The following is a 19,931-nucleotide window of genomic DNA, read 5'->3' as shown; positions in this document are numbered from 1 at the left end:
AATGATTATTTCCTGGAATACAACTAAGGAATGTAACTTATATTGTAAACATTGTTATCGAGATTCAGGACCAGAAGCAAAAGAGAATGATGAATTAAGCACAGAAGAAGGCAAGAAGCTATTAGATGAAATCGCTAAAGCAGGTTTTAAGATTATGATCTTTAGTGGTGGTGAACCGTTATTAAGAGATGATATTTATGAATTAGTAGAACATGCAGCTAGCTTAGGTATGCGTCCAGTCTTTGGTTCTAATGGGATGTATATTACTAAGAAGATTGCTAAGAAATTAAAAGACGCTGGAACAGCTGGTATGGGAATCAGCCTTGATAGTGTTGACCCAGAAGTACATGATGAATTTAGACAGGTAGAAGGTGCTTGGGAGAAGGCAGTAGAAGGAATTAAGAACTGTATTGAAGTAGGGATTCCGGTACAGATTAATACTACGATTACTGATATTAACTATGATGAATTTGAAGAGATTACAGACTTTGTTATAGATTTAGGAGTTAAGGCCCATCATCCATTCTTCTTAGTACCTACTGGACGAGGAAAAGAGATTGAAAAGGATTCAGTAAGAGCTAAGAGATATCACGCGATGATTGACCGTATTTTAGAAAAGCAGAAAGAAGTAGATATTGAGTTAAAACCAACTTGTGCACCACAATTTATGGCAGCTGCTAAAGAAAAGGACATGGATATGCGATTCACTCGTGGTTGTTTAGCGGGTACTGATTATTGTTGTATCTTACCTAATGGAGAAGTCCATATCTGTCCATACTTACCAGTAGAAGTAGGTAATGTTACAGAAAAGCCATTCGATGAGATTTGGGAGAACGCTGAGATCTTCGAAGAACTAAGGACTTTAGATTATGATGGTAGTTGTGGTAGTTGTGGTTATACTAAGATATGTGGTGGATGTCGAGCAAGGGCTTATTATTACTCTGATGGAGATTATATGGCTGGAGAGCCTTGGTGTCATCGTGGTGGATGTGCATAAAAAGTTTAGAGAGGTGAATGCATATGGCAAAAGAATTAGATGAAGTAGATCAGGAACTCTTAACTACTACCCAACGTAATTTCCCTTTAGTTGCAGAGCCTTATAAAGCAATTGGAGATAGACTAGGTATTGATGCTGATGAAGTGATTGAAAGGTTAAAAGACTTAAAAGATGCTGGTTATATTCGACGTTTAGGCGGTATCTTTAGTTCAAAAAAATTAGGATACGTTAGTACTTTAGTAGCTACTAAAGTAGACGAAGATAAATTTTATGAAATCGCTGATAAGATTAGTGCTTATCATGGTGTAACGCATAATTATCGTCGTAATCATGATTTTAATCTGTGGTTTACATTAATTGCTCCTTCAGAAGAAAAACTAGAAGAACAGTTAGCTGAAATTGCTGACTTTGAAGGGATTAATGTTTTAAGAAATCTCCCAGCAGAACGTTTCTTTAAAATAGGAGTTAAACTAGATATGCGAGAAAAGAAAGGTGGGGAGGATTCATAATGGCTGCAGAAATTAGTGAATTAGATAAAAAGATTGTAAAAGAAATTCAAGAAGAACTACCATTAGAAAGGCGTCCTTACCAGAAAATTGCTGATAAGCTTGGGATTACCGAAGAAGAATTGCTGACTAGATTAAATAAATTGAACGATGAAGGTAAGCTACGACGTATGGGAGTTATTCTTTATCATCGTAACTCTGGCTATGACTTTAACGGAATGGTAGCTTGGATAGTTCCGCCTGAAAAGAGAGAAGAGGCAGGACAAGTAATGGCTACTTACGATGAGATTAGTCATGTCTACCAAAGACCTACTTATCCTGACTGGCCATATAGCCTATTTAGTATGGTTCATGGGAAAAGTAAAGAAGATGTAAAAGCAGTAGCAGAAGATATTTCTCAAAAGACTGGAATTAATGATTATACTATTTTATATAGTACTGAAGAATTAAAGAAAGTAAGTATGAAATACTTCTGTGAAGATTAAACTAAAATGAGATTCTATAGTATAAATATTAAATCTAAGATACGCTTTGGGATTCCTTCTCAAAGCGTAGCTTAGTATCTTAAGAAATAAAATTTCTGATTACATAATGTTAATAGTTTAATTTTTATCAACTTTTGGAGGTGAAGATTTAAGAAATTATGAGTTTAAACACAAATAAGTCAAATGAATTATTTGAAGAGGCAAAGCAAGTGATTCCAGGTGGAGTTAATAGTCCTGTGCGAGCATTTAGCTCAGTCGGGATGGACCCTATCTTTATTGAAGAAGCCAAAGGTTCTAAGATGTATGATGCTGATGGGAATGAGTACATTGATTATGTAGGTTCTTGGGGACCGATGATTATAGGACATGCTCATCCTCAAGTAGTAGAAGCTTTACAGGAGGCAGTAGCTAGAAGCTCTAGCTTTGGAACTCCTACAGCATTAGAAACTGAAATGGCAGAGTTAGTAGTTGATGCTGTACCTTCAATTGAAAAAGTACGAATGGTTAATTCAGGTACAGAAGCAACGATGAGTGCTTTACGTTTAGCTAGAGGTTACACTGGAAAGAATAAAATTGTTAAATTAACCGGATGTTATCATGGTCATGGAGATAGTCTACTAATTGATGCTGGTTCAGGAGTAACTACTCTAGGTATTCCAGGTAGTCCAGGTGTACCAGAGAATATTGCTAAAGAAACGATTGCAGCCCCATATAATGATCTAGAAATTATCGAAGAGATATTTGAAGAGTATGGTGATGATATTGCCGCCATTATTTTAGAGCCAGTAACCGGGAATATGGGTGTTATTAAACCTAAAGATGGCTACTTAGAAGGTTTGAGAAAGATTACAGAAAAGAATGATTCACTTTTAATCTTTGATGAGGTAATGACTGGTTTTAGAGTAGCCTATGGTGGTGTGCAAGAAAAGTATGGAGTAACTCCTGACTTAACATGTTTAGGTAAAATAATTGGCGGAGGTCTACCAGTAGGTGCTTATGGTGGCAAGAAAGAAATCATGGATCATATTGCACCAGATGGTCCGGTATATCAAGCTGGAACTTTATCAGGGAATCCATTAGCTATGACAGCTGGTATTGAAACTTTAAAGCTTCTTAAGCAACCAGGAGTATATGAAGAATTAGAAGAAAAGTCTGCTAAACTGAATGAAGGTATTAAGGAAAATTTAGCAAAATTAGGTCTTAATTACTATCAATCACGGCAAGGAGCAATGTTTAGTCTCTTCTTTACTGAGGATGAGGTAGTAGATTATGCTACTGCTCAAGACTGTAATACTGATGCGTTTGCTCTTTACTTTAGAAAAATGTTAGAGCAAGGTATCTATTTAGGTTGTTCACAGTTTGAAGCTGCATTTATGTCTTTAGCACATACAGAAGAAGATATTCAGAAGACTATCGAAGCTAACTATAATGCTTTAAAAGCAGTGAAAGAAAGCATATAAGCAAGATTTTAAAAACTTATAAAGTATAATTAAACAAGTTAGCAGGGCAAATTATTTACCCTACTAACTTGTTTTTTTGCTTTTGTCTATTTCCCAAGCAATAAGAACACGATTATACTAGTACTTTCATACTATAAATAGTGTAGTGGAATAAAGTAAAGGAGGTTCTTAACTTGGGAACAGGAACCCTGTTTTTAATGGCGTTATTAGTAAGCATTGATAGTTTTTATAGCGGAGTAATTTATAAGCGTGAATGGGGTGAGATTAAGAAAAGAGGGTTAATACTTATAACTATATATATTATTACTCTGATCAGCCTTGCTGTACTATTAGGACATTTAACCCTTATGTTAGTTGGCAAGAAAATAGCTAAACTAATTAGCATCTTATTATTAGGTGGAATTAGTGTTGTATTCTACATAATTATGTCTGAACCTAATAATAAAGAACTAATTACAAAAAGAACTTTAAAATTAGAATATATAGAAGAGAAAGATGTCTTAAAGCAGAAAGAAGAAAGTACTACAGCACTTGTTAATTTAATAATTGTTACTAGCATTGACGTAGCAGTTGTTAGTTTTATAGCAGCGACTTTAACGGATAAGTTTTTAGTTATTATTATTATTTTTAGTTTGATTGATCTATTATCTATTCGTGTTGGGAATTTAATTTCAGTCTGAGACTAAGGCTTAAGTTAAGATTGAGGTTAAAAGACTATATAATTCGAATGTTAGTGTGAGTTTGAGTTATGGGGAAAAGGTTCTACCATATACTCATTACTCACACTAATTTGTTTTTATATTAACTTTATTCATATATTTTTAACTATTTTGTGGATTATACCAACCACGTTGCTGCATAGCATTAAAGACTTGTTCAGCGTGTTGCTGTTCTTCTTTCTGTATATGCTGTAAGGCTTGACGTAATTGTGGGTTAGCTGATTCTAAAACAGAATTTTCATAACTATTAGAGACATACTTTTCTGTCATTAACATATCATTTAAGATGTCTTTATCAGTGATATTCTGGGGCATAATTATTCCTCCTTTTTAAAATTTTATAAACTTTATTGGCTCAAAAATTGATTGATGGTGTTAAGATGTTCTTGCTCTTTTTGTTGGATTTGATTAAATAGATCCTTTAATTCTTGGTCTTGTAATTGATTAGCGTAATTCCCGTATTTTTTAATACACATTTCTTCATGTTGTTTAGCATCTTGAAGATAACTCTGCTCTTTATTAGTAAGTTGCATCTTTAACTCCCTCCTTCTAATAGTAATATTTCCATAATAAATAATGGTATGTAGGAAGTTTATGACTAGAATTCCAATTGAAATTTTAATTGATTAAATAAGTGAATTTCATAACTGAAATTCAAACATAATTATGATGAAGTTTTAGGGCGGTAGCAATTAATTATACAAAAATCTTAAGTGAGAAAAATCATTTAAGATTTGTAAAATGGGATTATAAATGATAATATTATTAAGAGAATAAATACTTAAATAGAAGGTGGGTCAATATGAAGGCTAAGAAAAAAATAGGTATAGGAATAATCTTCTTAATTATGATTATAATTCTAGCTATAGGCTTTGTACAAAGCATTCAACAACCTAATCAGTACCAAACAAAAGAATTTTTTATGGATACTATTATTTCGATTCAAGCTACTGGTGAGAATGCAGATAAGGCTGTAGAAGGTGCACTACAGAAAATGCGGCAAATAGCAGATAAGTCAGATAGATATAAAGCAGAAAGTATTGTCAGTAAGATAAATCGTCAAGCAGGAGTAAAGCCGGTTAAGGTTGACCAAGATATCCTGGCTATGATTAAGACAGCTAAAGAATATAGTAGGTTAACAGAAGGAAGATTTGATATAACGGTTACTCCAATAATTGAACTATGGGGGTTTGGAACAGATGAGAAGAAGGTGCCTACACCTCAAGCAATTGAGAACAAGCTTAAGTTAGTCAGTTATAAAGATATTATCATTAATGAAGAGGAAAAGACTATTATGCTAGCAAAACCGGGAATGAAGATCGATTTAGGTGCTGTAGCGAAAGGATATATAGTAGATAAAGCTGCTAACTTTCTTAAAAATAAAGGGATAAAATCAGTATTAATTAATGCCGGAGGGAATATAAAAACTATTGGAACTAAATATAATGGAGAGAAGTGGCGTTTAGGTATTCGGAATCCAAGAGATGATGAAGAAGACCCAAATGATAATTACTTTAAGGTTATTGAGGTCAAAGGCACTAATGTGGTTACATCTGGTGATTATGAAAGGTACTTTATGGAAGCCGGGAAGAGGTATCATCATATTTTAAATGCAAATACTGGCTATCCAGCTAGAGGGTTAGCTAGTGTAACTGTAATTGCTGATTCGTCATTAAAGGGTGATTTGCTCTCTACTTCATTATTCCTTTTAGGCTTTGATAAAGCAAAACAGTATATTGCGGAACATGCGGATATTGAAGGAATGTTGGTGACTACTAGTGGTAAAGAATGGCAGAGCACAGGGTTTAAAGATTTATTAGCTAATTAAGGCTTGCATAATTAATGACTGACGCTTGAAGAGTCCGTCTTAATTATGCTTGGAGTTTAATTATGAAATTCTCTTAATTAATAAGGAGGAGAAATTAATGGCCGCTATAATATTAGCAGGAGGGAAAAGCTCTAGAATGAAGGGGGCTAATAAACCTTTGATGGAATTTGGAGAAAAGACTATGATTGCTCACATAGTAGATAAGTTAAATGAAATATTTTCAAAAGTAATTATAGCTGCTAAAGATAAGGAATTATATAATGAATGTAGGGCTAAAGTTGTTGTTGATGATTTCTTTACTCATCAAGGTCCTTTGAGTGGAATGCATGCTGGATTACAAGCAAGTCCTGATAAATATAATTTAATTATAGGTTGCGATATGCCGTTATTAAGCTTAGAACTAATAGAGTATATGCTTAACCATTCTGCTTCAGATATATTAGTGCCTAGGGTTGGTAATAATTTTGAACCGTTGCATGCTATCTATAGTAAAGACTGTCTTCCTAGCATTGAAGAAGTTATTAAGCAAAATAGATATCGAATTATGGAATTTTGGCCTAAAGTAGATGTACAATATATAGAGGAAGAAAAGATTAGAGAGTTTAGTCCTAATCTATATTCTTTTTTTAATGTGAATACTAGAGAAGATTATAACCGCGCGCTTAGAATTGTAAATGAATCTTTTTAAAAGAAGAAATAAAGGCAGGGGGGCTTAAAGATGAGAAGATGTGTACAATGTTCAGTTAGAATGAATAGTATTTTAGCAGATCTAACTCCAGAAGAGTTAGTCAAGGTAGAAGAATTATTAGTTGACCAGGAGTTGAAAAAAGGTGAAGTTCTCTTTCGTCAAAACGAAAAGATGCATGGTTGTTATATTGTTAAATCTGGTAGAGTAAAGCTATATAAACATTCCTCGGCTGGACAAGGTCAGATTCTTAGAGTGATAAATCCAGGAGAAATAGTTGGGCTTTGTGCCTTAAGAAAGAAGAGTAATTATGGCCATACAGCTGAAGCTATGGAGGATTCAGTAGTCTGTTATTTAAATAAAACTAGATTAAATGAATTATTTGCTATTAATCCTTCTTTAACAGAGAAGTTCATTGCAACTTTGACTGAAGAAGTTAGTACTGCCTATGAGAGAATTTTCTTATTAGGTACCAAAACTGCTAGAGAGAAGGTAGCTAATTTATTAATTTCTTTGGCTACAGCTGACGATAAAGCTTTAATAGATGGAATGGAATTGAGTTTGAGTCTATCACGTGCTGAGATGGCAGAGATGTTAGGTGTTTCTATGGAGACAGCTATTAGAGTTATCAGTGATTTTAAAGATGAAGGATTAATAGCTGGTCAAGGCAAACATTTAATTATTAAAGATGCTACTGGTTTAGAAGCTGTTACGACTGGAGGTTAGTTAAAAAGACAAAATTATGTAAGTTTCTCAAAATATGAAGTTCTTTGAATGACTCTATCATGGCTACTCATGGTAGAGTTTTTTTGTTTTTAGATAAAATTATGATAAATATCATATGAACTTTTCTAAGAAAATAATATAATAAAGTTAAAATATGATATAAGTCATGAAAAGGAGTATTGAATTAGTTAGTCAGTTTTATTTTACTTAATTTAGTTCTTTTTATCACATATATTAGCAGAATAATTTTAGAAGGGAGGGGGTTGAGTGTTAATAGCTGGAGCTTTAGTTGAATATGAAGAGAATTTAGTTAAAAGAGTCTTAAACTTACTTAAGAACAAAGAAGCTTTAACTCTTTATGAGACTGAGGAGACTGGGAAAGTAGTAGTTGTTATTGAAGCACAAAATACTAATATATTAGAAGATAAGATAAAAGAGATAGAAGATTTAGATGAGGTTATTGGTGTATTTCCTTCATATATAAATTATGAAGAAGAAGTCTTTAAGAATAATGATGAAATGAGTCTCTTAAATTAGTTATATAAGAGCTAGAACTATCAATATTTATTCAGGAGGGAAGTTAATGAAACTTACACGACGGAGTTTTTTAAAAGCATCAGCAGCAGCGGCAGTAATGACAGCAGCAGGAGTTAATCCTAAGGAGAAGTCATTACTTTCTGTTGCGAAGGCAAGTAGTGAAGTTGATAAGTGGACTAAAGCGCCTTGTCGTTTCTGTGGAACAGGGTGTGGAGTCTTAGTTGGCGTTAAAGATGGTAAAGTAGTTGCAGTAAAAGGGGATAAGAAGAATCCTGTAAATAAAGGGTTCTTATGTATCAAAGGTTATTCTTTAGGAAAATTAATGAATGCTACAGAAGATAGATTAAAGAAGCCAATGATTCGCAAGAATGGAAAGATGGTTGAAACAGATTGGGAGACGGCATTGGATTTAGTAGCTAAAAAATATAGAGAGTCTATAGATACATATGGTCCGGACTCTGTAGCTGTCTTTTCTTCTGGACAATCTACTGTTCAGGAAGGTTATGTATTGAGTAAGTTAATGAAAGGGGCTATCGGTACTAATAACTTGGAATGTAACGCTAGATTATGCATGGCTAGTGCTGTAGTCGGCTACTTATCTGTTTATGGTAAAGACGAACCTATGGGAGCCTATGCTGATTTTGAAGAGACCGATCTTTTCTTCATTATTGGTGCGAACATGGCTGAATGCCACCCAATTCTTTATTCGCGAGTCGTACAGCGAAAGCGAAAAGGTTCAGATGTAAAGGTGATCGTAGCTGACCCTCGTGAGACTAGAACTAATAAGATATCAGATTTAGATTTAGCATTTAAGCCAGGTACTGATACTGCCTTATTAAATGCCATGGCTTATGTAATCATTGAAGAAGATTTAATCGATGAAGACTTTATTAATAGCCATACTAATCTAAAACAGGATGGAAGAGATATTACTTTAAATGAATTTAAGGAGTTTCTAGCAGAGTATACACCACAAAAGGCAGCTAAAATCACTGGTTTAGATGCAGATGATATTGTAAAAGCGGCTAAGATGTTTGCTGACCCTAAGCGAGAGAGTTTAAGTCTATGGACAATGGGAGTCAATCAGCAGATACAGGGAGTACCTATTAACCAAGCCATTCATAACTTACACCTATTAACCGGTAAAATCTGTCGACCAGGCTCTTCCCCGCTCTCTTTAACAGGACAGCCAAGTGCTTGTGGTACGGCAAGAGAGGTAGGTACATTTACACATAAGTTACCAGCTCATAGAGTAGTTATGAAGAAAGAACATAGAGAAGAGATGGCTAAACACTGGGGTGTTGATGTAGATAAGATTCCTCCTAAGCCGAGTTATCATACAATGGCTATGTTTGAGGCGATTAATAAAGGTGATATCAATGCATTATGGGTAACAACGACCAACCCAGCCCATTCACTACCTAACTTTAATAAGTATCGCCAAGGATTAGAAGATGTATTCTTAGTAGTTTCCGATGTATATCCAACAGAGACCACCAAGTATGCTGATGTAATACTACCATCAGCCATGTGGGTAGAGAAAGAAGGGTTTTTTGGTAATACCGAACGAAGAACACAACATTTTGAAAAAGCAGTTGATGCACCAGGTGAAGCTAAGCCAGACCTATGGCAGTTCTTAGAAGTAGCTAGAAGATTAGGATATGGTGAGCTATTCCCATATAAAGACCATCCAGAGAAAGAGATCTTTGAAGAATATAGAAAGTGTACTCTCGGTACTGGTAAAGACTTAGCACCATATGATGCTTATCGTCATACAAGAGGGCTAACCTGGCCAGTTGTAGATGGTAAAGAAACGACCCGACGTTATGTAGCAAATGATGATCCATATGTAAAAGAAGGAATTGAGTTCTACGGTAAACCAGATGGAAAGGCAGTTATCTATGCCCGGGAATATACTGGACCTGCAGAGTCTGCTGATAAGAAGTATCCATTCATCTTATCAACTGGACGAGTTGTAGAGCATTGGCATACAGCAACGATGACTATGCAAGTCCCTGAATTGAAGCAAGCAGTTCCGGAGGCTTATGTCGAGATTCATAAGGATGATGCAAGACGTTTAGGTATTAAGAGTGGGGATATGGTTAAATTAATTTCTCGTCGTGGGGAATTAAAGATTAAGGCTAAGGTTGGTGGACGTGGTGTTCCACAACCAAAGATGTTATTTGTGCCATTCTTCGATAGCAAACATTTAATTAACTTAGTAACTAAAGATGCGTTTGATCCACAATCTAAAGAACCTGAATTCAAAATTTGTGCGGTTAAAGTCGAAAAGGCATAACTCCGGAGGTGAATAAGATGATAAATAATAAGAAGTTAATCATAGGACTATTGGTTCTTGTATTAGGTTTATTAGTATTAACTGGTTGTAACCCAGATGACCCAAGAGTAAAGAAAGCGTTGAAGAAAGATTTTAAAGTAGAAGCAGAAGCTATCCCTAACGAAGGGTATCCACCCACTGTACCTCATAGTATAGAAGATAGACAAGACTGTTTAGCTTGTCACGAAAAGGGAGTTATGGGAGCAACCGTAACTTCTCATCCAGAACGTCCTAACTGTGTAAGTTGTCACGTTACAGAATAGTTTTAAACTAAGTAGGCTAATAAAAGCTCTACACTTAGTATTTAGGTGTAGAGCTTTTTGTAACTCTGCAGTAACTTAACATTATCTTTAATATTTACTAATTGATATTTAGGGTTACCTATGTTAGAATAAAGATAACATATATTATTGACTTGACTAATTTGTTGTTTAATGACCTTACTTAACTTTAGAAAGAAGCAAATAAAGAATAATAATTAAAATTCAAAGGGGGAAATAAAATGTTTGGATTAGGCCCTACAGAATTAATCTTGATTTTAGTTATTGCTTTAGTTATTTTTGGTCCTAGTAAGTTGCCAGAGATAGGAAAAGCAGTTGGTGATGGAATTAGAGAATTTAAAGATGCAACAGCGATTGATACTGAAAAGGATAAAGATGAAGAGTAAGCTATAATAAAAAGTAATTATAAAATTCCTACGTCTAAATTTTAGGCGTAGGATTTTTAAATAATAAAGATTAAGGAAGGGACAACAGATGACCCAGTATTATTTTATCTTTAATCAAGAGTTATGTACAGAATGTAACAGTTGTGTAATTGCTTGTGTACAAAAAAACGAAGAAATAGATGGACAATTAAGAAGAGTACTTCCTCATCCTATTTCTATTTCATGTAACCACTGTCAAGAACCGCTTTGTCAAGAGGTATGTCCAGTTAATGCAATTAATAAGCGACCACAAGATGGGATAGTAACCGTTAATTCAGAAGAATGTATTGGCTGTAAGCGTTGTGCCAAACGATGTTTATACCAAGCACCTTATTTTTCAGAAACTAAGATGAAGACTTACAAATGTGATCTTTGCTTAGATAGATTAAATAATAAGATGTTACCGAAATGTGTAGAGAGTTGTTTAATGCAGGCTATAGAATTAAAGCAAGAAGTTGAATTATCTAACAAAGAAAAAAATTTAATAGCGAACAATTCATTACCTAATTCAGGAGTTATCAAGCCTAATTATATTTTGAAGAAGATTGAGGAGAGATAAGGTTATGTTAGGATTAGGAAAGATATTCGAATTATTTAGTAATTTTAATTTAACACGATTAGAGGTTAAAGAGGAATTATGTCTGAATTATCGTTTTAAGCAAAAGGTTTGTAATAGATGCGCTGAAGTCTGTCCTAATAGTATAATTAACGTTGAAGGCAGAAAATTAATAGTCAAAAAAGATAATTGTAACAGTTGCGGATTCTGTTATCAAGTCTGTCCGACAGGAGTCTTTAATATCTTAGAAGGGTCTAATGCTAAATTAACTAGTGAAATTAGGAATTTAGCAAATAAAGAATCTAGGCTTAAAATCTATTGTTCTCAACATAAAAGGAAGTTTAAGGATGGATTAGAAATAGTATGTTTAGGAAGACTAGATGAGAAGTTGCTCTTAGAAGGTCTATTAGCAGGAGCAACAGATATTTGGATTGTAGATACAGATTGTACAGATTGTAAAATGCAAATTGGAGAAGAATTATTTAAAGAAGTATTGTCTACTTGCCAAGACTTACTACAAGCAAATTCCATTCAGAACCGAATTTATTATACTAATGATGAGCCGATAGAAGAAAAAAGAAGTTCATTAAAATTTAATAAGATAGAGGCTAATAATAGCCAAACTTCAGAAGAAAGTTTTAATCGGCGTGATCTTTTTAAAGTCTTAAGAAAAGGAGTTAGACAAGCAAGTGCTAAGCAGCTCAAGGACAAGGGAGCTCTTCCTTCAAAACAGGATAGATTATTACAATTAATAAAAAGCTTAGATATAAGATCAACTAACTTGCCTTGGCTTGAATTTAGTTCTGACTGTGATTTCTGTCAAGGTTGTAGTCATCTTTGTCCAACCGATGCGCTTAAGGTAGAAGAAGAAGAGGAGCGTTTAACTTTTAAATTTAACCCATTATTTTGTACTTCGTGTCAGTTATGTGAGATTAGTTGTTTCTATAATGCTGTAAGATTGACTGATTTTAAGAATAATAATAAGGTTCAACTTGCAGCGAATGATTTAGATAGGCATTATGAGTTATTTTCTGGATATAAGGCTAGATGTCAACAATGTGATGATGAGTTTTATACAGCTAAAAATGAGCAAAAAGTCTGTTTTAATTGTCAATACGTAGCAGAAGTGATAATCTAGGAATTTGTTTTAAATAATAGCTATAACTTAAAGGAATTTTCTCTAATTATGAAGAAGAATGTTTATGGAGTTTAAAGTATTAAAATTCTAATTTGTGTTATTAGAACTAATAGGTGGTGATTTTAGGTGTTACCGGTTGTATCTATTGTAGGGAATTCTGGTTCGGGGAAGACTACTTTTTTAGAGCAATTAATTCCTAAAGTAATAAAGAGGGGCTATAAGGTAGCAACGATTAAACACGATGCTCATAACTTTGAAATAGATAAGCCAGGAAAGGATAGTTGGAAACATCGTAAAGCTGGCGCTGAAACAGTTATCTTATCGGCTAAGAATAGATTAGCTATGATTAGAGAATTGGATACAGAGGTTGGTTTAGATGACATACTTGCTAATTATATCAGTGAAGATATTGATTTGGTTATAACTGAAGGATATAAGACAGGTGATAAACCAAAGATAGAGATATTTCGACCAACTAAATTTGCTAAACCTTTATTTGACTTAGATGATGATAAGGTACTGACTATTGTTGAGAATAAGGATAATTCTAACAAGTTATTTGCTGATGAAGAAATCAATAAGGTAGTAGACCTAATTGTGCAAGAAGTAATAGATAAATAATTTTAGGTTAAAAGAGTAAGATTACTTATGTTGGATAAATTCCAATTATAATTTAAAACTTGATTATTATTCAATTTGTTTTGTTATAATAAATAGGAAGGAAGAAGGGGAGATTGTGATTGAATATAAACGTTTGTTATATATATCTCTATTTGCTTCTTTAGCTGTAGTAGTGCATATGATTGAGGCATTAATCCCTACTTCAATCATAGTACCTGGAGCTAAGCTAGGTCTATCTAATATTATGATCTTATTATCATTGGTATTATTTGGCTACAGCGCTGGTTTTCAGGTATTATTATTGAGAACTATCATCTCTTCCTTTTTAATTGGTACGTTCATGACTACTAGTTTTTATTTGAGCTTAGCTGGTGGTTTATTAAGCTTTACTTTAATGGCTTTGGCGTATAAGTATTTAAATGATAAATTTAGTTTAATAGGAGTTAGTTTGTTAGGTGCCGTGGCCCATAATGTTGGTCAAATATTAGTAGCATATTTAATTATAGATAACTGGGGTATAATTTATTATTTACCTTATCTATTATTATTTGCTTTACCTACGGGAATATTTATTGGTTTAGCAGTTATCTATTTAGAAGAACATTTAAGATTAAATCTTTGATTTAAACAGGAATTTACGTAGTAATGAAGAAGTCAGTTTAATAGTGTCTTTTTTATAGCAGATGGAGGAGTGATAATGAAAAAAATAGTACTAGCCTCTGCTTCACCACGAAGACAAGAATTATTAGAACAGATTGGTGTGGATTTTGTTACAATTCCAAGTAATATAGATGAGGGTCAGATTAGGATTAAAAGTCCTACTAAACTAGCACGGCATTTAGCTTTATCTAAGGCGAAGAATGTAGCTAAAAGAGTAGGGAATAGTTTAGTTATTGGTGCTGATACTATTGTAGTTTATGAAGACGAAGTTTTAGGCAAGCCTAATTCTAAGGATGAGGCTTTTACGATGTTATCTAAGTTAAGTGGAAAAGAACATCAAGTAATAACAGGATTAGCAGTTATTGATACTAATACTCTTAACCAGAAAGTGATTTATGAAGTGACAGAAGTAACTATGCGTCAATTTACCAACCAGGAGATTTCGGACTATATTGCAACAGGTGAACCAATGGATAAAGCAGGAGCATATGCTATTCAAGAAAGAGGAGCAATCTTTGTAGATAAGATTACTGGTTCATTCTCTAATGTTGTCGGCTTACCTTTAACAAAGTTATTTGTAATCTGTCAAGAATTAGGTTATCGGTTAGTCTGAAAGAAGGTTGGTGACATGTTTGGTGGAATATAATTTGACGATTAAGGATTTACCGAAAGAAGAGAGGCCAAGAGAAAAATTAGTTAAGTTTGGTCCTGAGGCTATGTCTACAGCAGAATTATTAGCTTTAATTATTAGAACAGGAACTAAGACCGATACAGCTGTAGAGTTAGCTAATAAATTGTTGACGCATGCTGGTGGATTGAAGTTCATAAAAGAGTTGAGTATTGAAGAACTTAAAGAAGTTAAAGGGGTTGGAGTAGCTAAGGCAGCTCAAATCACTGCTACTATCGAGTTAGGTCGTCGTATTAGGATGGCTAGTTTTGAAAGCGAGAAGCAGGTGATTACTTCGCCTCGTGATGTTGCTAACTTGCTATTAGCTAAATTATCCTTTTTAGGTAAGGAGCACTTTGTTATTCTATTGTTGGATACCAAGAATCAAGTAATCTCTATAGAAGAGATCTCAGTAGGTAGTTTAAATAATTCTATTGTTCACCCACGGGAAGTATTCAAGCCTGCGATTAAACGTAGCAGTGCAGCAATTATCTTAGCGCATAATCATCCTAGTGGGAATCCTGAACCTAGTACTGAAGATATTAAGGTGACTAAAAGATTATATGAAGTTGGCAGATTAGTTGGCATTGAAGTTTTAGACCATTTAATTATCGGTAATAAAGATTATATTAGTCTTAAAGAGAGAGGTCATTTTAAATAAAGTTGGGAGAAAGGAGCAAATAAAGATGGTAATGAACTTTTTAACTGCGCCATTTTCTAGAGATATGGGGATTGACTTAGGTACGGCTAATACATTGGTTTATATTAAAGGGAAAGGTGTTTTAATTACAGAACCTTCAGTAGTAGCAATTAGGCAAGATAGTCAAGAAGTTTTAAAAGTAGGCGATGAAGCAAAGAAGATGATTGGTAGAACTCCAGGCAATATTGTGGCAATTAGGCCTATGAAAGACGGAGTTATTGCTAATTTTGAGATTACAGAAAAGATGTTAAGACATTTTATTACTAAAGCACATAAAAGAAAGCGATTAGTAAGACCTAGAATTATCGTTTGTGTTCCTTCCGGGGTAACTGAAGTAGAAAAGAGAGCAGTAATTGATGCTGCTTTACATGCTGGAGCAAGAGAAGCATATTTGATTGAAGAACCTATGGCTGCTGCAATTGGAGCTGGACTTCCTGTTCATGAACCAACAGGTAATATGGTAGTTGATATAGGTGGAGGAACTACTGAAGTAGCCGTTGTTTCTTTAGGCGGTATAGTTACTAAGCAATCGATTCGAATCGGCGGTGATGAAATGGATGAGGCGATTGTTAATTATATTAAAGGTCAATATAATTTAATGATCGGTGAAAGAACTGCTGAATCTGTTAAGATGGAGATTGGTTCGGTTTATGGAACTGAAGAGAATAAAGAAGTAGATATTAGAGGTAGAGATTTAGTTAATGGTTTACCAAAGACAATTAAGGTCAGTGCGGGAGAGATTAAAGAAGCATTAATAGAACCGGTAGACGATATAATAAGAGCAGTAAAAGATACTTTAGAGCGAACACCTCCGGAGTTATCTGCTGATATTATGGATAGAGGTATTATCATGGCTGGAGGAGGTTCACTATTAACCGGGTTAGATCAGTTACTATGTGAAGAAACCGGAATGCCGGTCTATCTAGCTGAAGACCCACTTAATTGTGTTGTGCATGGAACTGGCAAGGTGTTAGATGAATTAAATACTTTACGAGATGTTTTAATTAGTCCTAAACGTTTATCCTAGAATATAAGAAAGTATCTTAAAGTGGGTGGTATGCTTGGCTGGTTTATTCAAAAAACATCATCGTTTCATTTTAATCTTAGTAATGCTGATTTTGATCTTAACTTTGGTTAATTTGGTTGGAGCTGTGGCTCCTGAAAAAGATTGGGGAGAAGGTTTAGTCATTGATGCGGTCGCCCCATTTTTAGGTGTGATAAATTGGGTCAATGATACTTTTAATGATACTCTTAATGTTTTACTTAACTACAAAGAAGTAAAAGAAGAGAATAACAGGTTACAAAAGAAAGTTAAAAAGTTGAACTGGAAGATACACCAATTGAACGAAACAGCAAAGTTAAATGATAGATTACGAGAACTGTTAGAATTCAAAATTCGAAAACCATTTACTTTTATTGGTGCTAAGGTTATTGGCAAGAGTGCTGATAACTGGTCCCAGATAGTAACTATTAATCGTGGTAGCAAGTCTGGGCTAGAACCCAAGATGTTAGTAGTTACTTATAATGGTTATTTAGTAGGTAGGGTGGAGCAGGTTTCTACTTATAGTGCTCAGGTACTATTGCTTAATGATTCTAACTTTACTATTGGTGGCTTAATTGCTAAAAAAGAATCACGAGAAATAGGAATAGTTAATGGGAGTTTAGCAGAAACAGATTTATTAAAGATGAATAAACTTCCTTGGGATGCTAATGTTGAAGTTGGAGATAAAGTAATAACTTCAGGACTTTCTAAGCTTTACCCTAAAGGAGTCTTGATAGGTAAAGTCGTTAAGGTAGAACCTGAAGATTATGGTTTAACCCATTCAGCAAGGTTAAAACCTTTTGTTGACTTAGGTACTTTTGAAGAAGTGTTAGTTATTACTGATTTTTAATTACAGGAGGCAGATGGATGCGGTATCCAGTATATATTCTGCTAATATTAATTTCATTGATTTTACAAATCACTATATTTGCGTTTAATCCTGTCTGGGGGATAACTCCAGACTTACTTTTAATTACAGTAATTAGCTTATCTTTACTTAATGGTTATCGACAAGGAGCATATATAGGGTTTATAGCTGGTATTTTACAGGATGTATTCTCTAGTGGTTTATTTGGGATTAATACAGTAACTAAAATGCTTCTAGGTTATATATTTGGGTTTTTAGAAAAGAAGATATATCATAGAAATATTATTACTCCTCTTTTTACTATGATATTAGCTACAGTTCTAAATCAACTCTTAGTTGTTTTATTGACAGATCACATTATGTTAAAGGTTGAGTTATGGAACCATTTTAAAGAGATTATATTTCCATTAACTGTCTATCATCTTATATTAGCCTTAGCTATATATCCAACTATTTACTTTATTAATAATAAATATTTTGAAGAATGATATGATTGAAACATAAAAAGCTAGATGAAGCATAAATGAATCATTTAAGACTATAAATGATTAGAACACAAAAAGGTCATATTGAGCAAATCATACATTTTTCGGTCAACATCTTGGTGAGTAGGAGCTGAAAATATGGCCGAACCACAGGACGTGGTGAGCTAATCTCAGGACAGGACGTCCTATAGATTAGGAAGCCTTATTTTTGGCGGATACGAACCTTAGATGTTTCGAAAAATGTATTCTGCCGCGAAAGGTGACCTTTTTGTGGGTGTACCATATTATTTACTCATTATTTTGGTGAATAGGAGGCAATAAGGTTGGATGTTGAAGATAGATTTAACCAACGAGTAAAATATTTTGGAATGATAATTATTCTTTTATTTATAATTCTGGTTGGAAGGTTATTTTATTTACAGGTAGTCTTAGGTGAAAAATATCAAGAGTTGGCAAACGGTAATCGGATTGATATTAGAGAGATTCAAGCTCCACGAGGGAAGATAAGGGCACAGAATGGTAAGATTTTAATTTCGAATCGTTTAGCTTATACTGTTTCAATTATTCCTGAAAAAGCTAATGATGAATTAAACTCAACTTTACAGAAAGTAAGTAAGATTTTAAATATTGATTTTGAAAAAATGAAAGAAAAGGTTAATGATAAGTTAAAAAATAAGGCTATTATTTTAAAGAGAGATATCAGTCAAAAGGAACTAGTAATAATTGAAGAGAGAAAGAATGAATTGCCAGGTGTAATTATTGATAAAGTCCCAGTGCGGGATTATGTCTATAATAGTTTTGGTAGTCACATGTTAGGCTATGTAGGAGAAATATCAGCTTCACAGCTAAAAAGACTTAGTAGTTTAGGTTATGAGGCTAATGATATTGTTGGGAAGACAGGTTTAGAAAAAGAATATGAAAAGTACTTACAAGGAATAGATGGTAGAAAGCAGATTGAAGTTAATAGTTTAGGGCAGAAGATACGGACTTTAGGTATTGATCAGCCGATTTCTGGTAATGATTTGGTATTAAATATAGATTTTGAATTACAAAAGGCTATTGAAAAGTATTTAAAGAATGGATTGAAAAGACTGCGAAAAGAGATGGCACAAGGAGAGAAGAATGATAGTAGTAGTGTGAATGAAGGTGTACAACCTCCAACTGGAGGAGCAGTAGTTGCGCTGAATCCGAAGACAGGAGAAGTACTAGCTTTAGCAAGTGCTCCTGAATATGACCTATCATATTTTTCCGGTGGGATTTCGATTAGTAAGTGGCGTGCTCTAAATACTAACCCTCTACGACCTTTATTTAATCGTGCGATTAGAAGTACTCCACCTTCTGGGTCAATCTTTAAGTTAGTTACAGGGACAGCAGCAATTGAAGAATTAGGAATAACTGGAGGAAGTCATTTCTATGATCCCGGTTATTATAAAGTAGGAAATATAAAGTTTGAGAACTGGTGGACTGGAGGACAAGGGTCTCTTAATTTTATTGAATCAATTGCCTTTTCTAATAATACGGTCTTTTATAAATTAGGTCATCGATTATATAAGTTAGATAAAGGTTTATTACAAAAATATGCTAGGGAATATGGTTTAGGTAGTAAAACCGGTATCGATCTTCCTAATGAAGAAAGTGGTCTAGTACCTGATGCTGCTTGGAGAAAGAAGACTTTTGATAAACGAATTAATCAAATTTGGTTACCAGGGTATACTATAAATCTTTCTATTGGTCAGGGGAATTTAAGAACAACTCCAGTGCAATTAGCCAGTTTGGTAGCAACTGTTGCGAATGGAGGAACTTTATATTCACCACAGATAGTAGATAAAGTAATCGATTATAAAGGTAATATTGTCAAGGATTTCAAGTCTGAAGTTCTTAATAAATTGCCAGTGGAAGATAGAACTTTGAGAATTTTACAGCGAGGGATGGTAGGTGTTACAACCTATGGAACGGCTAGGTCAGCATTTGAAGATTTTAATTTTAAGGTAGCAGGAAAGACAGGAACTGCTCAGACTGGTCCTGGCAAAAATAATCATGCCTGGTTTGCAGGTTACGCTCCTGCTTCAAATCCGCAGATAGCGATAGCTGTTTTTTTAGAATATGGTGATTCAAGTAGTAATACGCTTCCAATTGCTAAAAAGATTTTACGTAGTTATTTAGACTCAAAGATGAAATCGGAGGAAAAAGAAGAATAATATCTAAAA

Annotated in this window: 22 protein-coding genes and 1 pseudogene; 22 read left to right on the top strand and 1 reads right to left on the bottom strand. The window is 34.0% G+C overall.

Annotated elements, in window-relative coordinates; translation table 11 throughout:
* Position 1: 1 nt before the first annotated feature.
* The 5 genes from nirJ2 (at position 2) to BM077_RS05425 (ending at position 4,128) form a co-directional block, all read left to right on the top strand.
* Entirely contained in the window at positions 2 to 997 is a 996-nt protein-coding gene (gene nirJ2 / locus BM077_RS05445) for a putative heme d1 biosynthesis radical SAM protein NirJ2 (RefSeq protein WP_089748803.1), read from the top strand.
* Between the two features lie 23 nt (positions 998 to 1,020).
* On the top strand, positions 1,021 to 1,506 hold the full coding sequence (gene ahbA, locus BM077_RS05440) for a siroheme decarboxylase subunit alpha (RefSeq protein WP_089748802.1): 486 nt from the start codon (positions 1,021 to 1,023) through the stop codon (positions 1,504 to 1,506).
* Positions 1,506 to 1,988 (top strand): siroheme decarboxylase subunit beta, encoded by a 483-nt coding sequence (ahbB, locus tag BM077_RS05435; RefSeq protein WP_089748801.1) that lies wholly within the window; start codon positions 1,506 to 1,508, stop codon positions 1,986 to 1,988. Before ahbA ends, ahbB begins: the two co-directional genes overlap by 1 nt.
* 158 nt (positions 1,989 to 2,146) lie before the next feature.
* Positions 2,147 to 3,448, top strand: coding sequence for a glutamate-1-semialdehyde 2,1-aminomutase (gene hemL, locus BM077_RS05430; protein WP_089748800.1), 1,302 nt, complete (start codon positions 2,147 to 2,149; stop codon positions 3,446 to 3,448).
* Positions 3,449 to 3,621: 173 nt separating this feature from the next.
* Positions 3,622 to 4,128, top strand: a complete 507-nt coding sequence (locus BM077_RS05425; RefSeq protein WP_089748799.1) for a hypothetical protein — start codon at positions 3,622 to 3,624, stop codon at positions 4,126 to 4,128.
* Between the two features lie 141 nt (positions 4,129 to 4,269).
* Here BM077_RS05425 and BM077_RS14190 read toward each other — a convergent pair.
* A pseudogene (locus tag BM077_RS14190) lies at positions 4,270 to 4,700 on the bottom strand (spore coat protein).
* 269 nt (positions 4,701 to 4,969) lie between these two features.
* Between BM077_RS14190 and BM077_RS05415 the strand changes: the two are divergent.
* The 17 genes from BM077_RS05415 (at position 4,970) to mrdA (ending at position 19,922) form a co-directional block, all read left to right on the top strand.
* Complete coding sequence (locus BM077_RS05415) at positions 4,970 to 5,995, top strand: FAD:protein FMN transferase (RefSeq protein ID WP_089748798.1); 1,026 nt, start codon at positions 4,970 to 4,972, stop codon at positions 5,993 to 5,995.
* A 97-nt stretch (positions 5,996 to 6,092) separates the two neighbouring features.
* Positions 6,093 to 6,683 (top strand): molybdenum cofactor guanylyltransferase, encoded by a 591-nt coding sequence (gene mobA, locus BM077_RS05410; protein ID WP_089748797.1) that lies wholly within the window; start codon positions 6,093 to 6,095, stop codon positions 6,681 to 6,683.
* Between the two features lie 30 nt (positions 6,684 to 6,713).
* On the top strand, positions 6,714 to 7,406 hold the full coding sequence (locus BM077_RS05405; RefSeq protein WP_089748796.1) for a Crp/Fnr family transcriptional regulator: 693 nt from the start codon (positions 6,714 to 6,716) through the stop codon (positions 7,404 to 7,406).
* 267 nt (positions 7,407 to 7,673) lie between these two features.
* Positions 7,674 to 7,943, top strand: a complete 270-nt coding sequence (locus BM077_RS05400; RefSeq protein WP_089748795.1) for a chaperone NapD — start codon at positions 7,674 to 7,676, stop codon at positions 7,941 to 7,943.
* Positions 7,944 to 7,989: 46 nt separating this feature from the next.
* Complete coding sequence (locus tag BM077_RS05395; RefSeq protein WP_089748794.1) at positions 7,990 to 10,242, top strand: molybdopterin-dependent oxidoreductase; 2,253 nt, start codon at positions 7,990 to 7,992, stop codon at positions 10,240 to 10,242.
* Positions 10,243 to 10,259: 17 nt separating this feature from the next.
* The gene (locus BM077_RS05390) at positions 10,260 to 10,544 is read left to right on the top strand and encodes a hypothetical protein (RefSeq protein WP_089748793.1); all 285 of its coding nucleotides are present in this window, start codon (positions 10,260 to 10,262) and stop codon (positions 10,542 to 10,544) included.
* 239 nt (positions 10,545 to 10,783) lie between these two features.
* A complete protein-coding gene (locus BM077_RS05385) occupies positions 10,784 to 10,948 on the top strand; it encodes a twin-arginine translocase TatA/TatE family subunit (RefSeq protein ID WP_089748792.1) in 165 nt (54 codons plus the stop codon).
* 88 nt (positions 10,949 to 11,036) lie between these two features.
* The gene (locus BM077_RS05380) at positions 11,037 to 11,546 is read left to right on the top strand and encodes a 4Fe-4S dicluster domain-containing protein (RefSeq protein ID WP_089748791.1); all 510 of its coding nucleotides are present in this window, start codon (positions 11,037 to 11,039) and stop codon (positions 11,544 to 11,546) included.
* 4 nt (positions 11,547 to 11,550) lie between these two features.
* Positions 11,551 to 12,681, top strand: coding sequence for a 4Fe-4S dicluster domain-containing protein (locus tag BM077_RS05375; protein WP_089748790.1), 1,131 nt, complete (start codon positions 11,551 to 11,553; stop codon positions 12,679 to 12,681).
* 126 nt (positions 12,682 to 12,807) lie between these two features.
* A complete protein-coding gene (gene mobB, locus BM077_RS05370) occupies positions 12,808 to 13,302 on the top strand; it encodes a molybdopterin-guanine dinucleotide biosynthesis protein B (RefSeq protein WP_089748789.1) in 495 nt (164 codons plus the stop codon).
* Positions 13,303 to 13,417: 115 nt separating this feature from the next.
* On the top strand, positions 13,418 to 13,924 hold the full coding sequence (locus tag BM077_RS05365; protein ID WP_089748788.1) for a Gx transporter family protein: 507 nt from the start codon (positions 13,418 to 13,420) through the stop codon (positions 13,922 to 13,924).
* Between the two features lie 75 nt (positions 13,925 to 13,999).
* Positions 14,000 to 14,575: a Maf family protein gene (locus BM077_RS05360; protein ID WP_089748787.1), complete on the top strand. Its 576-nt coding sequence runs from the start codon at positions 14,000 to 14,002 to the stop codon at positions 14,573 to 14,575.
* Between the two features lie 34 nt (positions 14,576 to 14,609).
* A complete protein-coding gene (gene radC, locus BM077_RS05355; protein WP_255361574.1) occupies positions 14,610 to 15,290 on the top strand; it encodes a RadC family protein in 681 nt (226 codons plus the stop codon).
* Between the two features lie 25 nt (positions 15,291 to 15,315).
* Complete coding sequence (locus BM077_RS05350) at positions 15,316 to 16,356, top strand: rod shape-determining protein (protein WP_089748785.1); 1,041 nt, start codon at positions 15,316 to 15,318, stop codon at positions 16,354 to 16,356.
* Between the two features lie 34 nt (positions 16,357 to 16,390).
* Positions 16,391 to 17,221, top strand: coding sequence for a rod shape-determining protein MreC (gene mreC, locus BM077_RS05345; RefSeq protein WP_089748784.1), 831 nt, complete (start codon positions 16,391 to 16,393; stop codon positions 17,219 to 17,221).
* A gap of 17 nt (positions 17,222 to 17,238) precedes the next feature.
* On the top strand, positions 17,239 to 17,727 hold the full coding sequence (gene mreD / locus BM077_RS05340; RefSeq protein ID WP_089748783.1) for a rod shape-determining protein MreD: 489 nt from the start codon (positions 17,239 to 17,241) through the stop codon (positions 17,725 to 17,727).
* A gap of 320 nt (positions 17,728 to 18,047) precedes the next feature.
* A complete protein-coding gene (mrdA, locus tag BM077_RS05335) occupies positions 18,048 to 19,922 on the top strand; it encodes a penicillin-binding protein 2 (RefSeq protein WP_090095160.1) in 1,875 nt (624 codons plus the stop codon).
* The last annotated feature ends 9 nt before the right edge of the window (positions 19,923 to 19,931 follow it).

It is taken from the genome of Candidatus Frackibacter sp. WG13, from assembly GCF_900114655.1.
Taxonomy (GTDB): domain Bacteria; phylum Bacillota; class Halanaerobiia; order Halobacteroidales; family Acetohalobiaceae; genus Frackibacter.
The sequence above is the reverse complement of the archived record's forward strand: the minus strand, read 5'-3'. Positions and strand labels throughout refer to the sequence as shown.

Bases quoted from the DNA above. Each gene is read 5' to 3' on its own strand.
- nirJ2 (WP_089748803.1), top strand. From the start codon at position 2: ATGATTATTTCCTGGAATACAACTAAGGAATGTAACTTATATTGTAAA.
- ahbA (WP_089748802.1), top strand. From the start codon at position 1,021: ATGGCAAAAGAATTAGATGAAGTAGATCAGGAACTCTTAACTACTACC.
- ahbB (WP_089748801.1), top strand. From the start codon at position 1,506: ATGGCTGCAGAAATTAGTGAATTAGATAAAAAGATTGTAAAAGAAATT.
- hemL (WP_089748800.1), top strand. From the start codon at position 2,147: ATGAGTTTAAACACAAATAAGTCAAATGAATTATTTGAAGAGGCAAAG.
- BM077_RS05415 (WP_089748798.1), top strand. From the start codon at position 4,970: ATGAAGGCTAAGAAAAAAATAGGTATAGGAATAATCTTCTTAATTATG.
- mobA (WP_089748797.1), top strand. From the start codon at position 6,093: ATGGCCGCTATAATATTAGCAGGAGGGAAAAGCTCTAGAATGAAGGGG.
- BM077_RS05405 (WP_089748796.1), top strand. From the start codon at position 6,714: ATGAGAAGATGTGTACAATGTTCAGTTAGAATGAATAGTATTTTAGCA.
- BM077_RS05395 (WP_089748794.1), top strand. From the start codon at position 7,990: ATGAAACTTACACGACGGAGTTTTTTAAAAGCATCAGCAGCAGCGGCA.
- BM077_RS05390 (WP_089748793.1), top strand. From the start codon at position 10,260: ATGATAAATAATAAGAAGTTAATCATAGGACTATTGGTTCTTGTATTA.
- BM077_RS05385 (WP_089748792.1), top strand. From the start codon at position 10,784: ATGTTTGGATTAGGCCCTACAGAATTAATCTTGATTTTAGTTATTGCT.
- BM077_RS05380 (WP_089748791.1), top strand. From the start codon at position 11,037: ATGACCCAGTATTATTTTATCTTTAATCAAGAGTTATGTACAGAATGT.
- BM077_RS05375 (WP_089748790.1), top strand. From the start codon at position 11,551: ATGTTAGGATTAGGAAAGATATTCGAATTATTTAGTAATTTTAATTTA.
- BM077_RS05360 (WP_089748787.1), top strand. From the start codon at position 14,000: ATGAAAAAAATAGTACTAGCCTCTGCTTCACCACGAAGACAAGAATTA.
- BM077_RS05350 (WP_089748785.1), top strand. From the start codon at position 15,316: ATGGTAATGAACTTTTTAACTGCGCCATTTTCTAGAGATATGGGGATT.
- mreD (WP_089748783.1), top strand. From the start codon at position 17,239: ATGCGGTATCCAGTATATATTCTGCTAATATTAATTTCATTGATTTTA.